This window comes from Azospirillum sp. UFLA03-27, from assembly GCF_059803775.1.
In genome coordinates this window covers 1-14,267 of record NZ_JAUQTX010000183.1, presented here as the reverse complement: position 1 = coordinate 14,267, position 14,267 = coordinate 1, and the positions used below count along the sequence as shown (strand labels likewise).

Sequence of the window (14,267 nt, the reverse complement as noted above, 5' to 3'; positions counted from 1 at the left end):
GTCAGATGTGTATAAGAGACAGGATGCGAATGTCGCAGTCGTCGGCCACGAACTCGAAGACATCGTTGATCTTGTCCAGATCGACGTCCGCATCGGCGATCAGCGTGACCGTCCAGGAGAGGTGGAGAAGCTCCGCCTCCAGGTTCTGGAGATTGGGCAGGGCGTCGGTGTGGCATTCGACGGTGGCGTCGCCCAGCCGGCGCAGAGCGCGCAGCATGAAGGCCGGTTCGTTGCCCGACATCAGCAGGTCGGACCGCGGCCGGAAGACAATGGTCCAGCGCAGCTTGCCGGGGGGGACCGGGTCCTCCTCCGCACGGGCAGCGGCGATGGCGGCCATGGCATCGCCGAACAGGCCGGCCTCGTCATCCTCGTCGTCGGCGTAGACGGGGGTAAGCGGAGGAGCGGCGGGAGCAGCCGCCGGAGCCTGGGCTTGCGGAGCACCAACCGACAGGTGGCGGCGCAGGGCGGCCACGGTGCCGTCGGTGGTCCCCGCCGGGGCCGGGTCGCCCTCCCGCGCGTAGGCCAGCATCTGGCCCAGCAGGTCGTTGGCGCGGATCAGCGTGTCCACCAGCTCGGTCGTGACGGGAACGGTGTTGTTGCGCACCCCGTCCATGACCGTCTCGAACTCGTGCGCGAAGGCGACCAGTTCGGTGAAGCCGAAGGCGCCGCCGCCGCCCTTGATGGAATGGACGGCGCGGAAGATGGCGTTGACCTCGTCGGAATCGACCTCGCCCGGCGTCAGCCGCAGCAGGCCGGATTCGGCGACCTCCAGCAGTTCCGCGCTTTCGTCGAAATAGGTTTGCTTGAACCGGCTCAGGTCTTCCACGGGCGCCCCCTCACAAGCCAGGACGCGGCGTCAGCCGCACACCTTCTGCACGACGGAGATCAGCTTCTCCGGGTTGAAGGGCTTCACGATCCAGCCGGTCGCCCCCACCGCCCGACCTTCGGACTTCTTCTTCTCGTCGGCCTCGGTGGTCAGCATCAGGATGGGCAGCGTGCGGTGCGCCGGGGTGGCGCGCAGGCGGCGGATCAGGGTCAGCCCGTCCATCACCGGCATGTTCAGGTCGGTGATGACGAGGTCCACCTTGTTGGCGCCGATGACGCCCAGCGCCTGCTGGCCGTCGGCGGCCTCGACCACCTCGTAGCCGGCGCCCTTCAGCGTGAAGGAGACCATGTCCCGCATGGTCCGCGAATCGTCGACGGTGAGTACCTTCTTCTTCACGCTTGGCTCCATTGCTTCAGCCAGCCGTCCAGCCCCAGATCCTCGCAGGCTTCCGCCAGGACCTCGGACGGCTGGGCGATGGCGAACGTCCGGTTGTGTTCGGCGGCATGCCGGGAGGCGACCAGAAGCGCCTGGACGCAAGCGGTGCTGACCCGTTCCACGGCCCCGGCTTCGGCGATGACGGTCTCGGAGGCGGCGAAACCGGCGCGCAGGCTGTCCAGAAGGGGCTGAGCCATGGCAAGGTCGAGGTCGCTGGGCAGGCCCAGGCGCACCGTCCCCCCCTCGTCGCTCCACTTGATCAGTGTCACCGCTCGTCTCCTTGCCACCCGACCGGGCAGAACCGGCACCGGGAGGGCTTCCATGTCCGGCATTTGGGAAAAAACCTGCCAGAAACACGTATAAGGATTCGTTAAGGCAACTGGACTGACCTGTGTCAACCAAGGGTGTTATCGGGCGGGGTGCCCCGATCGTTTCGTCTTCCGATTGATTCAGGACGCCGCTTCTGCACGCGCTTCCGCCTGCGGCACGGTGAAGGCGAAGGTGGCGCCGCGGCCGGGGGCGCTGTCCACCCAGATGCGGCCGCCGAGATGCTCGACGATGCGCTTGCAGATGGCCAGCCCCAGCCCGGTGCCCTGCGGCTTGTCGGTCATGGTGTCGCCGACCTGCCGGAAGCGCTCGAAGACGATGGCCTGATGCTCCGCGGCGATGCCGGGGCCGCTGTCGGTGACGGACACGCGCAGGTGGTCGCCTTCCACCGTCACGGACAGCGAGGCCCGCCCGCCCGCCGGGGTGAATTTCGCGGCGTTGGACAGCAGGTTCACCGCCACCTGCACCAGCCGGTCATGGTCGCCGCGCACCGCCGGCAAACCTTGCGGGATGGTGACGGCCAGCGCGATGCCGCGCTCGTGGAACAGCCGGGCGGTGGCCGCCGCCGCCTGCTCCAGCGCGGCCCCGAGGTCCATCGGACGGACCTGCCAGTCGATCTCCCCGGCCTCGATCTTCGCCATGTCGAGAACCTGGTTGATCAGGCGGGTCAGCCGCTCGCTCTCGGTGATGACGAGGCCGAGGAACTCCTGCCGCTGCTCCAGCTCGATGTCGGGGTTGTCGTGCAGCACCTCGGTCAGGGCGCGGATGGAGGTCAGGGGCGTGCGCAGCTCGTGCGTCACGGTGGACAGGAATTCGTCCTTCAGCCGGTCCAGCTCCGTCAGCCGCTCGTTGGCGGCGCGCAGCGCGGCCGACGCGCGCTGCAGCTCCGCCGTCTTGTGTTCGAGCTGGCGGCTGTATTCGATGACGTGGCTGGTCTCGTCGAGCATCCGCATCAGCTCGGGGTAGCTGACCTCGCCGCCCTCCACCGCGGAGGCCAGCGCCACCCGCGCGGAGGCGGCGCCGATCGCCCCGGCGAGCAGCCGCTCGGCGAAGCGCACCAGCTCCGCCCCGGCCCGGCGGTCCGGCTCCAGCGGCCCGTTGCGGCGGACATACTGGGCGAAGGCCGCCTCCGCCCGCTGCGGACCGAGGAAGCGCGCGACGATCCGTTGCAGGTCGCCGACCGTGGCGGTGCCGCGCCACGCGCCGGCGGGAAGGGGGGTGTCGCGGTGCTGGAACACCTCCACGAAGGCGGTGGCCTGCGCCCGCTCGCCCAGGCCGGGGCGGTCGAGCAGGGAGACCACGACGTAGAGGCCGATGTTGAGCAGCATGCTCCAGAACAGGGCGTGGGTCAGCGGGTCCATGCCGTCCAGCCCGAACAGGGCGTAGGGCTGCAGCAGGGCGACGCCCCACGGCCCCTGGTCGATGAAGGAGGCGGGCAGCCAGCCGGACCGCGCGAAGCTGGGCAGCAGCAGCGTGTAGGCCCAGGTCAGGATGCCGGCGCTGAGGCCGGCCAGCGCGCCGCGCCGGGTCGCCCCCGCCCAGTAGACGCCGCCGATCAGCGCCGGGGCGAACTGAGCCACCGCCGTGAAGGAGATCAGCCCGATGGCGCTCAGCGCGTAGGCCGAGCCGGCGATGCGGAAATACAGGTAGCCGAGCAGCAGGATCGCCACGATGGCGGCGCGCCGGATGGTCAGCAGCAGCGGCGACAGGTCGTGCAGTCGCTCCAGCCGGGCGCTGCGGGCGCGCAGCAGAAGCGGCATCACGATGTCGTTGCACACCATGGTGGACAGCGCGATGGCCTCGACCACGATCATGCCGGTGGCCGCCGACAGCCCGCCGATGAAGGCGAGAAGGGCCAGCCACTCGTTCCCGGCGGCCAGCGGCAGCGCCACCACGAACATGTCCGGGTCCACCGCCCGGTCGGGAAAGCGCATCAGCCCGGCCACCGCCACCGGCAGGACGAACAGGTTGATCAGCAGCATGTAGAGCGGGAACAGCCACAGGGCGCGGGTCAGGTGTCGCTCGTCCACATTCTCGATCACCGTCACCTGGAACTGGCGCGGCAGGCACAGCACCGCCGCCATCGACAGCAGCGTCATGGTCAGCCACGACCCGTCGGCCAGCGCCGGGGCGGAGGTGAAGAGGTTGCGGATCTCAGGATGCTCCGCGGCCGTGGCGAACAGCTCGGTTGGGCCGTCGTGCAGCCCCCAGACCACCGCCGCGCCGACCGCCAGGAAGGCAACCAGCTTGACCACCGATTCAAAGGCGATGGCCGCCACCATGCCCTCGTGATGCTCCGCCGCGTCGATGTGGCGCGTGCCGAAGATGATGGCGAAGGCCGCCATGACCACTGCGACGTAAAAGGCGTTGTCCAAGACGACGGGCAGGGACAGGCCGCCGGTGGCGCCGGACGGGTCGGTCCCCCACAGCACGTCGAAGCTGACCGCTACGGCCTTGAGCTGCAGGGCGATGTAGGGCGTCACTCCGATCACCGCGGTCAGCGCCACCAGCCCACCCAGCCCCTGGCTGCGCCCGTAGCGGGAGGCGATGAAGTCGGCGATGGAGGTGATGCGTTGCGCCTTGGCGATGCGCAGGATCTTGCGCAGCACCAGCGGCCCCAGCAGCATCAGCAGGGTCGGGCCGAGATAGATCGGCAGGAAGCCGATGCCCAGCGATGCCGCCCGACCGACCGAGCCGTAGAAGGTCCAGGTGGTGCAATAGACCGCCAGCGAGAGCGCGTACACGTACGGGGACGCGATGACGCTGCGCCCCGCGTCGGCCCGCCGGTCCGCCCACCAGGCGATGGCGAAGAGGAGGAGCAGGTAGGCGAAGCTGGCGGCGACGATGGCGGGCCAGGGCATGTCAGCGCCCCCTGCGTTCCAGGAGCACCGCCGACAGCGCGATCACCCCGCCCCACACCCCCAATGCGTACACGTACAGCAGCGGCAGGCCGAACAGCGAGTCCCCGGCGCCGAAGACGCGCAGCAGCGGCGGGTTGAAGGCGACCACGCCGAACAGGAACAGCGCAATCAGGCGGTCGGCGCCCGCCCGGCGCGGTGGAGGGGGTGCGGGTTGCGGGGAAGCGGGGTGCAGGGTTGGCCCGCCGGTCAAAAGGCACGCTCCCGCGCCGCCAGCTCGACGATGATGTTGGCGCCGCGGATGGCGTCGTCGAGCGTGCGGACGTCACGTTCCTTGAGCATCTCGACCATGCGCAGGAAGACCGCGGCGGTGACGAGGCTGTCGCCCAGCGCCGTGTGGCGGTCCACCACCTCGATCCCCAGCCGCTCGGCGATGCCGTCCAGCGTGTGGTCGCCGCCCTCGCCGAGCAGCATCCGCGACAGCAGCATGGTGTCCAGCACCGGGCTGTCGAAGCGCACGCCCGAGGCCCGTTCCTTCATCTTCAGGAATTTCAGGTCGAAGGCGGCGTTGTGGGCGATCAGCACCGCGCCCGACACGAAGCCGCGGAACTGCGGCAGCACCTTGTCGATGGTCGGCTTGTCGGCGACCATCGCGTCGGTGATGCCGTGGAAGGGGATCGATTCCGGCGGGATGCTCCGCTTCGGGTTGACCAGCGTGTTGAAAGTCTCGCCGGTCAGGATGCGCCCGCCGACGACGCGCACGGCGGCGATCTGGATGATCTCGTCGCCGGTGCTGGGGGACAGGCCCGTCGTCTCGGTGTCGAAGACCACGTAATGGAGCTGGTCGAGCGGCGTGCGACCAAGCTCGCTGGTGGCCAGCGGCTGGTGCAGCAGGTTGAAGTCGAAGAATTCCGGCCGCGCGCCGCCGCGAGCCGCGGTGTGGGCGGAGGGCGGCTTCAGCGCGGGAGGCAACGGCACGCGCAGGCGCGACAGCAGCTCGCCTTCCGACCCCGGCCCCTTCACCGGCTCGCTCCACATCGTGCTCTTGTGGTGCTGAAGCACGTCGCCGACCGTCAGGCCGCCCAGCGCGTCGGGCAGCGGGTGGTCGAGCCAACTGTCCACGATGCCGCTGGGCACCGACGGGCCGCGCCAGGTGATGTCGAGATAGACCCAGCGGTCCCCCGGCTCCACCGACAGGTCGTACGCGGGGACCCCGGTCAGCGCGTAGACGTATTCGATCAGATAGCCGACCAGGATGACGAGGCTGTAGCTGTCACCGTGCACCCATTGCGGCAGCCCGGTCAGCGTCACGCCGTACTGTGCCTCCGGCCCGACGCGGTGGCGGATCAGGTTGATCAGGTTGGTGGAGTGGATGTCGCTCATCGGCCAGGAGCCGGTGACGACGCTGCGGTATTCGTTGGTGACGCGGGCCAGCCGCTCCGACAGGGTGTTGGACGACTCCATCAGCGCGGCCTGGAAGGCGGCCCGCTCCTCCGGCCCCAGCTCCGGCGTGTCGTCCAGCGTCTCCAGAACGGCGCGCAGGTTGGCGATGGGGGCGCAGAAGCCCTCCGTCGCCTCGCGGAGCAGGGCGTCGCGCTGGCCGAGCGCGGCCAGCTCGCTGGTCGCGTCCGACAGCGTGATGACGTAACCGGTGATGGTCGGCGGCTCGTCCGAGCCCTCCGGCGGGTCCTGCAGGATGGCGCTCATGCGCCCGGCCAGCAGGATGCGCCCGTCCGTCGTGGCGCCGACGAACTGGGCGGTGGTGCCGTGCTCGTGGTTGACGTGCCGCCCTTCGCGCACGCGCAGGGTCAGCCGCTCCAGCGTGTGGGTGACCGGCTCCGCCACCACGAAATGCAGCAGCGAGCGGCCCAGCCCGAGGTCGCCGGCCAGATGCAGGATGTCGAGCGCCGTCTGGTTGTAGAGAAGGATCTGGTGCTTCAGGTTGCAGACCAGGACGCCTTCGTGCAGGTCGCGCAGGACGGCGGCCAGCCGCGTCTTCTGCTCCTCCGCCTTTGCGGTCGACTCCGCGACGGTGCGCGCGGTGTCGCGGCGGGCGGCGGCCAGCTTGTCCGACAGCTCGTTGACCGCCTTGGCCACCGGGGCGAGGTCGCCGTAGCGCGCCAGCGGGATGCGTGCGCCGGTCTTGCCGTCCGCCGTGCCATGGGCGATCAGCCCGGCCTCGCGGCTCAGCGTTTCCGAGGCGCGCAGCAGACGCCGGTCGACCAGCCCCCACAGGCCCCAGACCGCGGCGGTGACGGCGGCGGTCATGGTGACGGTGTAGGTGACGAAGGCGTTCGGGTCGCCGTTCGCGCTGAAGCCGACCGCGGCCCCCACCGACAGCAGGGGCAGGCCGACGCCGGCGGCGCGGAAGGCCAGGGGGATGATCCGGCGCGGCTCCGTCGGGGTGGTTGCCGGCGCGGCGGTTCCGGTGGTCACCGGGGCACTCATGGCTGAGGCTCCGCGGTTCCGCCCTGGTTGCTTTCGGGGTTCAGGTATTTGCGGACGGTGGTGACGAGGTCGCGGGTCGAGAAGGGTTTGGTGATGTAGTCGGTGGCGCCCAGCGCCATGCCCTTCTGCCGCTCCACGTCGCGGCTCTTGGCCGTCAGCATGATGATGGGCAGCGACTGGTAGGCGGGATTGGCGCGCAGCGACTGGCAGACGTCGAACCCGTCGCGCCGCGGCATCATGGCGTCCAGCAGGATCAGGTCGGGCGTGCTTTCCGCAACCGACTCAAGGGCTTCCTCGCCGTTGCGGGCGATGCGCACGGTAAAGCCCGCCTTCTGCAGCAGGACTTGCAGAGAGAGGACGATGCTGGGCTCATCGTCGGCGACCAGGATCGTCGGCTTCATACCAGGGTTTCCTCCGGTTCGCCGGTCTGATGCGCCGGCTTCTTGCGGCTGCGCTTGTTCTAATATGCGTGCCTGTTCAATCCCATGTTAGCGGCAAGGAGAAGGACAGATCAAGACGAAGCCCGCCCGCAATACCGAAATTGCGGACGGGCTTTTCCAAAGGAAAGAAGCGGAATAGAGAGGAGCGACAGTTTGTCGCGGTGGCGCCGTTGCCTGCGGTCAGCGCGTCGAGACGACGATGGGCTGCGCTTCCACCTTGCCCTTCAGCGACGCGGCGGCCTGACGGGCGGCGGCGGTGTCGGCATAGCCGCCGACGCGGACGACGTGCCAGGACCGCTGCTCGGCGTCGGTCCAGTCCAGCGCGTAAGCGTTGAAGCCGAGACCGCGCAGGCGGCGGACCAACCCTTCGGCATTGTCGGCCTGCTGGAAGGACCCGACCTGCACGGTGTAGCGCCCGTCCGGAGCGGCGGTGGACGCCGGCGGCGTCAGCACGCCCGACGAGGACGCCGTAGCGGGCGCCGTGGCAGGCGGGGTGGAGGCGGACTTGGGCGCCGGCTTGGCGGGCTGCGGCGCCGGGCGTGCCGCGGCGGCTTGACGCTGGGCCGAAGCTGGCGGGGGCGGGGCCGACAGCATGGCCTGAAGCTCTGCCGTTTCCGCGGTCTTTGCGGGGGGCGGCGCCTTGGCGGGCTCGGCCGGGGACGGCGCCATGGCCGAAGCCGGCGGATGCGCCGGGACCTTCGCGCTCTCCGCCGTCTCCACGGGGTGCGGCGCGGGGACGGGCTCGGCCGGTCTGGCAGCGGCGGGCGACGGCAGGGCCGGCGGCTCCGGAACCTTCAACGCCGGTGGCGGAATCTGCGGCAGCGCCATGGGCGGCGTGGTCACCGTGGGCGCCGGTGCGGCCGGAGCGACGACGGTCTGCGTCTGCATCGGCGCCTGGGCCGGCGCGGCGGGGGCCGGCGCAGCGGCAGGGGCCGCGCGGGTGATCAGCGCTTCCGGTTTCGCCGGAGTTCCGGTGCCGGGCGAGGCGCCGCCGGGGGCCGGGGCGCTGGGAACGGCGGTGATGAGCGGTGCCGGGGGCGCGGACGGCGCCTCCCCACCCTGATCCAGCATCACGACGACCGCGCCGATGCCGATGGCGGCGGCCAGCGCCGCGGCGATCTTGCCGATGGGCAGGTGCCGCTCCGCCTTCCGCCCGGCGTCCGGGGACAGGAGATCGTCCTCCTCCGCCGGGTCGGCCTTCAGGTCGTCGTTGAGGGCGCGCAGAAGGCGGGCGATGTCGTCCCGTGCCTCCCCGCCATCGTCGGCGGGGGCATCGGCCATCGGGGACGGCTTGTGTTCCGCCTTCTGGCCGGCGGCCTTCATCTCATCCTTGAACGTCACGGCGGCGTGCGCACCCAGTTGAAGATCGCAAGGAGTCGGAAGTCACGGGGACGCGGCCCCGAAGGGCGGCGCCACGATCCAAAGACCTTCTACTGTATTTCGACGTTCGTTCAAACGCCGATGCGACGAATTGGCGTGAGAAAGTTGGGCGCGAAGGCGCACCAAGGACGCTTTTTCCGGGTTCAGGTCGTTGGGCGGTAGGGATGCTCGGCCATCCAGTGGCGGGCGATGTCCAGCCGGGTGGCGACCCACGCCTTCTCGTGGCCCCGCACATAGTCGAGGAAGCGGGCCAGCGCCGCGGCGCGCCCCGGCCGCCCGACCAGACGGCAGTGCAGCCCGATCGACATCATCTTCGGCTGGTCTTCGCCTTCGGCGTAGAGCACGTCGAAGCTGTCCTTCAAATAGGTGAAGAACTGCTCGCCGGTGTTGAAGCCCTGGTTGGTCGCGAAGCGCATGTCGTTGGCGTCGAGCGTGTAGGGCACGATCAGCTGCGGCCGGCCGAAGCGGTCGTCCCAGTAGGGCAAGTCGTCGGCATAGCTGTCAGCGTTGTAGAGGAAGCCGCCCTCCTCCGACACCAGCTTCCAGGTGTTGGGGCTGCACCGCCCGAGATACCAGCCGAGCGGGCGGGAGCCGGTCACGCGGGTGTGGACCTCGATGGCGCGCAGCATGTGCTCGCGCTCCACCTCTTCCGGCAGATGCTGGTAGTCGATCCAGCGGTAGCCGTGGGTGGCGATCTCCCACCCGGCGTCCAGCATGGCGCGGACGGCGTCCGGGTTGCGCTCCAGCGCCATGGCGACGCCGTAGACGGTCACCGGCAGGCCGCGCTGCGTGAACATCCGGTGCAGCCGCCAGAAGCCGGCGCGGGACCCGTACTCGTAGATCGACTCCATGTTCATGTGCCGCATGCCGACGATGGGCTGGGCGCCGACGATCTCCGACAGGAAGGCCTCCGACGCGGCGTCGCCGTGCAGGACGCAATTCTCCCCGCCCTCCTCGTAGTTGATGACGAACTGCACCGCCACCCGCGCCCCACCCGGCCAGTAGGGGTGCGGCGGACGGGACCCGTAGCCGATCAGGTCGCGCGGGTAGTCATGTGACATGGTGGAGGCGCTCCGTCAGGGAGGAGGGGGGCGGTCAGGAGGCGGAGGACGAGGACTTCTCGGTGGACTGCTCCTCCGGCACCTGATGGCGCAGGATCAGCGGGGCCTGGAAGGCGCTGAACAGCAGGGTCAGCGGCATGATGCCGAACACCTTGAAGTTGACCCAGGCGTCGGTGGTCATGGTGCGCCACACCACCTCGTTCAGCGCGGCCAGCAGCAGGAAGAACCACGCCCAGCGGATCGCCAGCGTGCGCCAGCCCGCGTCGGACAGGTTCAGGACGGATCCCAGAACGTGCTTCAGCACGTTGCGCCGCGTCAGATGCGCCGCGAACAGGACCGCGGCGAACAGCAGGTTGACCAGCGTCGGCTTGATCTTGATGAACAGGTCGTCCTGAAGCCACAGCGTCAGCCCGCCGAACAGCAGGACGAAGCCCGCCCCGACCACCGGCATCACCGGCACCTTGCGTTCGAACCGCCAGGAGACCAGCACGGAAATGCTGATCGCCACCATGAAGACGGCGGTGCCGATCATGATGCCGGCCTGGGAATTGGCGATGAAGAAGGCCGCCAGCGGGCCGGCTTCGATCAGCAGTCGGGCGTATTGGTTCATGATCCTCACATAGACCGAACCGGGCCTGGGATAAAGAGGGAAGCGAGGGGACGCCTCCGTGCCCGGTCAGAACCGGTAGGAGGCGCGGATCGAACCGTAGTTGCTGTAGGATTTCTGCCCCTCAAACTCCGGCGACAGGAAATTCTGGGCGTAGGAGATTCCGAACCGGTCGTAGCGCAACGTCACGCCGAGCTGGAAGGCGGCGATGAAGTTGTTCTTGTCCACCGACCGGCTGTCGCGGAAGCTGTTGCCGTCCAGGAAGATGTTGCGGGCGACGGCGCGCCCCTCCGCCCCGGCATAGACGTACCAGGAGAAGGGCGGGCGCGGCGCGCCGGCGGCCACGCTGTCCTGGTAGGGGATGCTGGCGGTCGGGCGCAGGATCAGCGCGCCGACCGGCGGCGCCATGTTTCCGCCCAGCCGCAGCGTGACCCCCGCCCCGCCGAAGGTCAGGACATTGCCGACGCTGGCCGTGACGTGGGGGCTGATGTCTGCCTCGAAGGGGCCGATGCGCGCCGGGCGCTCGGCGCGCCAGACATGCTCGTAGCTCAGGATGATGCCCGGCTCGTTCTTGAGCTGGTAGTCCCAGCCCTCCGGCCAGCGGGCGCCCGGCACGATGCGATGCACCGTCTTCTGGGTCTGCTCCGCCAGCGAGGCCGGGCCGACCATGCCGATGTCCAGGTCGATGCGGTCCACCTGCCGCGTCTCTTCGGAAATCACCGACAGGCGCCCGTACAGCCAGCCGGCGTAGGGGCGATCGGTGGCGTCGGGGATCGGCTTGGTGATGTCGCTGGGGGTGTACATGTTCTGGCCGAAGGCGATGCCGTAGCGCCGCACCCCATGCTCCCCGATCCAGGGGACGAGGTTGGCCAGCCAGTCGATGTTGCCGTAGGTCGGGCGGTCGCCGGAGACGTAGTAGAACTGGACTCCGTTCGTGTAGTAACGGTCGGTGCCGCCGCCGAACAGGTCGTTGTCGACCCAGAAGCCGATGGACGGGCCGGCCCGGGGCGTGGTTTCCGCTGGCGGAGTGGTGTCCGTGTTCGGAACGCTGTCGGTTTTCGGAACATTGTCCTGAGCCAGCACCGGTCCCGCCGCCAGCCCGAGTGAGAGGGCGGCGATGACGCTCCAACCTGAACGCACGGCCATAATGGTCAAATTCCCTTCGTTGCCGGGCACCCTAAGATAAGACGCGGGCGCCCTTTGGCGCCTGCGCTTTCGGGTGGGGCAAAACAGCTTGTCTTACTGGAAAGCGGCCTCGGCGAAGCTGCGCAGCTTGCGGGAATGCAGGGTTTCCATGCCGTGCTCGCGCAGAAGCTCCATGGCCAGCACGCCGATCTTCAGGTGCTGGTCCACCCGCTCGCGGTAGAAGCGGTCGGCCATCCCCGGCAGTTTCAACTGCCCGTGCATCGGCTTGTCGGAAACGCAGAGCAGCGTGCCGTAGGGAACGCGGAAGCGGAAGCCGTTGGCGGCGATGGTGGCGCTTTCCATGTCCAGCGCGACGGCACGGCTCTGGCTGAAGCGCATCAGCGGCTCGCGGTGGTCGCGCAGTTCCCAGTTGCGGTTGTCGATGGTCGCCACGGTGCCGGTGCGCATGATGCTCTTCAGCGCGTAGCCGGACAGGCCGGTCACCCGCTCCACCGCCGTCTCCAGCGCGCGCTGCACCTCGGCCAGCGCCGGGACGGGCACCCAGGTCGGCAGGTCGGCGTCCAGCACATGGTCGTCGCGGACGTAACCGTGGGCCAGCACATAGTCGCCCAGCCGCTGCGTGCTGCGCAGCCCGGCGCAGTGGCCCAGCATGATCCAGGCGTGCGGGCGCAGCACGGCGATGTGGTCGGTGATCGTCTTGGCGTTCGACGGGCCGACGCCGATGTTGACCAGGGTGATTCCGTTGCCGTCCGGTCGGGTCAGGTGGTAAGCGGGCATTTGCGGCAGGCGGAGCAGCCGTGCGCCGTTGGTGGGCGCCTCGCCGGGGCCGCCACCCAGATTGGCGTTCTGAACGATGACGCCGCCGGGCTCCACGAAGCGGTCGTACTGGCTGCGGTAGGCGGCCAGTTCGGGATCGGCGGTCGGCTCCATGATCTCGCGGGCCATGCGGATGAACTCGTCCACATAGAACTGGTAGTTCGTGAACAGGACGAAGTTCTGGAAATCCTCCGGCGCCGTCGCCGTGTAGTGGCGCAGCCGGTGCAGCGAGAAATCCACCCGCGGCGCGGTGAACAGGGCCAGCGGCTTCACCGCGTCCAGCGACTCCTCGTAGGTGCCGTTGACGATGGTGTCGTCCATGCGGGCGAGGTCGGGCAGGTCGAACAGATCAGGCAGCCCGGCCAGCCGCTCCGGCGTCAGGTCGCCCTCGACATGCATGCCCTGAGGGAAGGCGAAATGGATGGGGATGGCCTCGTCGCTGACCCCGACCTCCAGCGGAACATGGTGGTTGCGCAGCAGGAGCGAGAGCTGTTCGCGGTAATAGCGGTCGAACAGGTCGGGGCGGGTCAGCGTCGTGGAATAGGTGCCCGGCCCCTCGACGAAGCCGTAGGCCAGCCGCGTGTCCACCGTGGCCGCCGAGGCGGTGGAGAGGCGGACGTAGGGATAATGGGCCTGTTCCCGCCGTCCGCCGTCCTCGCCGCGGGTGAAGGCGGCGAAGCGGTCGCGCAGATAGGTGGTGTTGCGGTCGTAGAGGTCCTTGACGAGGGCCAGGGCGGCGTCCGCGTCGGTGAAGCGCTCGACAGGACCGGGAGGAACGGGGGAGGGGGAGGTCTTGGCAGCCGTCATAGTCTTCAGATAGGGCTTGGGCGAAGCTGTCGGAAGCCCCTTTCTCACCCGGCCCCCCTGCCTGTGCCCCCTGCCTGTGCCTTTGGGGGCGCCGTTACTGGGACGGCAACCCCATCAGCGACTTGGCGAACTGGTCGGCGTCGAAGGGGCGCAGGTCGTAGACGCCCTCGCCGATGCCGATGGCGTGCACCGGCAGCTTGAACCGCTCGGCCAGCGAGACCAGCACGCCGCCGCGCGCCGACCCGTCCAGCTTGGTCAGGATAAGGCCGGAGACGTTCACCATGTCGCGGAACACCTCCACCTGATTGTGCGCGTTCTGGCCGGTGGTGGCGTCCAGCGTCAGCAGGGTGGTGTGCGGGGCGCTCTCGTCCACCTTCTTGATGACGCGGACGATCTTGCGCAGCTCCTCCATCAGGCCGGCCTTGTTCTGCAGGCGGCCCGCGGTGTCGATCAGCAGGATGTCCACGCCCTGGCGCCGCGCCTCCTCCAGCGCGTCGAAGGCGAGGCCGGCGGCGTCGGCCCCGGTGTCGCGGGCGATCACCGGGCAGCCGGTGCGCTCGCCCCAGATCTTCAGCTGGCTGACCGCGGCGGCGCGGAAGGTGTCGCCGGCGGCCAGCATGACCGTCTTGCCCTCGGCGCGGAACTGGCGGGCCAGCTTGCCGATGGTCGTCGTCTTGCCGGTGCCGTTGACGCCGACCACCAGGATGACGTGCGGCTTCAGCGTCGCGTCGATGACCAGCGGCTTGGCCACCGGACCGACGATCTTCGCGACCTCGGCGGCCAGCGTGGCCTTGACCTCCTCGGGGCTGACCTCCTTGCCGAAGCGGGTGCGGGCCAGCTCCGCCGTCACTTTGGCCGCCGTGGTCGGGCCGAGGTCGGCGGTGATGAGCAGCTCCTCCAGCTCCTCCAGCGCCTCGTCGTCGAGCTTGCGCTTGGTGAAGATGCCGGAGATGCCCTCGGTCAGCTTGGACGAGGACTTGGACAGGCCGTCCTTCAGCCGGGCGAACCAGCCCTTCTTGGGCTTCTCCTCTTCGGTCATCAGGGCCGCGGGGAGGTCCTCACGGACGATCTCCGGCCTGTCTCTTATACACATCTCCGAGCCCACGAGACTATAAC

The 14,267-nt window shown here is 69.2% G+C and carries 13 protein-coding genes; all 13 read right to left on the bottom strand.

Going from position 1 to position 14,267, the window contains the following annotated elements; translation table 11 throughout:
• Position 1: 1 nt before the first annotated feature.
• Complete coding sequence (locus Q4I23_RS23055; protein ID WP_498527760.1) at positions 2-826, bottom strand: Hpt domain-containing protein; 825 nt, start codon at positions 824-826, stop codon at positions 2-4.
• Between the two features lie 30 nt (positions 827-856).
• Positions 857-1,234: a response regulator gene (locus Q4I23_RS23050; RefSeq protein WP_464879481.1), complete on the bottom strand. Its 378-nt coding sequence runs from the start codon at positions 1,232-1,234 to the stop codon at positions 857-859.
• Positions 1,219-1,530, bottom strand: a complete 312-nt coding sequence (locus Q4I23_RS23045) for an STAS domain-containing protein (RefSeq protein WP_498527759.1) — start codon at positions 1,528-1,530, stop codon at positions 1,219-1,221. The genes Q4I23_RS23050 and Q4I23_RS23045 overlap by 16 nt, the downstream gene beginning before the upstream one ends.
• Before the next feature lie 180 nt (positions 1,531-1,710).
• Positions 1,711-4,449, bottom strand: coding sequence for an ATP-binding protein (locus Q4I23_RS23040; protein ID WP_498527758.1), 2,739 nt, complete (start codon positions 4,447-4,449; stop codon positions 1,711-1,713).
• A 1-nt stretch (position 4,450) separates the two neighbouring features.
• The gene (locus tag Q4I23_RS23035) at positions 4,451-4,699 is read right to left on the bottom strand and encodes a hypothetical protein (protein ID WP_454019081.1); all 249 of its coding nucleotides are present in this window, start codon (positions 4,697-4,699) and stop codon (positions 4,451-4,453) included.
• Positions 4,696-6,894: a 3'-5' exonuclease gene (locus Q4I23_RS23030; protein WP_498527757.1), complete on the bottom strand. Its 2,199-nt coding sequence runs from the start codon at positions 6,892-6,894 to the stop codon at positions 4,696-4,698. Before Q4I23_RS23030 ends, Q4I23_RS23035 begins: the two co-directional genes overlap by 4 nt.
• A complete protein-coding gene (locus Q4I23_RS23025; RefSeq protein ID WP_454019083.1) occupies positions 6,891-7,295 on the bottom strand; it encodes a response regulator transcription factor in 405 nt (134 codons plus the stop codon). The genes Q4I23_RS23030 and Q4I23_RS23025 overlap by 4 nt, the downstream gene beginning before the upstream one ends.
• 219 nt (positions 7,296-7,514) lie before the next feature.
• Positions 7,515-8,675, bottom strand: coding sequence for an SPOR domain-containing protein (locus tag Q4I23_RS23020; RefSeq protein ID WP_498527756.1), 1,161 nt, complete (start codon positions 8,673-8,675; stop codon positions 7,515-7,517).
• 182 nt (positions 8,676-8,857) lie between these two features.
• A complete protein-coding gene (gene puuE / locus Q4I23_RS23015; RefSeq protein WP_498527755.1) occupies positions 8,858-9,775 on the bottom strand; it encodes an allantoinase PuuE in 918 nt (305 codons plus the stop codon).
• A gap of 34 nt (positions 9,776-9,809) precedes the next feature.
• A complete protein-coding gene (locus Q4I23_RS23010; protein ID WP_237904857.1) occupies positions 9,810-10,385 on the bottom strand; it encodes a septation protein A in 576 nt (191 codons plus the stop codon).
• Between the two features lie 66 nt (positions 10,386-10,451).
• Positions 10,452-11,528: a lipid A deacylase LpxR family protein gene (locus Q4I23_RS23005; protein WP_498527754.1), complete on the bottom strand. Its 1,077-nt coding sequence runs from the start codon at positions 11,526-11,528 to the stop codon at positions 10,452-10,454.
• Between the two features lie 93 nt (positions 11,529-11,621).
• Positions 11,622-13,151, bottom strand: a complete 1,530-nt coding sequence (locus tag Q4I23_RS23000; RefSeq protein WP_454019087.1) for an AMP nucleosidase — start codon at positions 13,149-13,151, stop codon at positions 11,622-11,624.
• 94 nt (positions 13,152-13,245) lie between these two features.
• Complete coding sequence (gene ftsY / locus Q4I23_RS22995; RefSeq protein WP_498527761.1) at positions 13,246-14,190, bottom strand: signal recognition particle-docking protein FtsY; 945 nt, start codon at positions 14,188-14,190, stop codon at positions 13,246-13,248.
• Positions 14,191-14,267: the final 77 nt, after the last annotated feature.

Coding starts and splice junctions, on each gene's coding strand:
- Q4I23_RS23050 (WP_464879481.1), bottom strand. CDS start 1,234: ATGGAGCCAAGCGTGAAGAAGAAGGTACTCACCGTCGACGATTCGCGG.
- Q4I23_RS23040 (WP_498527758.1), bottom strand. CDS start 4,449: ATGCCCTGGCCCGCCATCGTCGCCGCCAGCTTCGCCTACCTGCTCCTC.
- Q4I23_RS23030 (WP_498527757.1), bottom strand. CDS start 6,894: ATGAGTGCCCCGGTGACCACCGGAACCGCCGCGCCGGCAACCACCCCG.
- Q4I23_RS23025 (WP_454019083.1), bottom strand. CDS start 7,295: ATGAAGCCGACGATCCTGGTCGCCGACGATGAGCCCAGCATCGTCCTC.
- puuE (WP_498527755.1), bottom strand. CDS start 9,775: ATGTCACATGACTACCCGCGCGACCTGATCGGCTACGGGTCCCGTCCG.
- Q4I23_RS23010 (WP_237904857.1), bottom strand. CDS start 10,385: ATGAACCAATACGCCCGACTGCTGATCGAAGCCGGCCCGCTGGCGGCC.
- Q4I23_RS23005 (WP_498527754.1), bottom strand. CDS start 11,528: ATGGCCGTGCGTTCAGGTTGGAGCGTCATCGCCGCCCTCTCACTCGGG.
- Q4I23_RS23000 (WP_454019087.1), bottom strand. CDS start 13,151: ATGACGGCTGCCAAGACCTCCCCCTCCCCCGTTCCTCCCGGTCCTGTC.
- ftsY (WP_498527761.1), bottom strand. CDS start 14,190: ATGACCGAAGAGGAGAAGCCCAAGAAGGGCTGGTTCGCCCGGCTGAAG.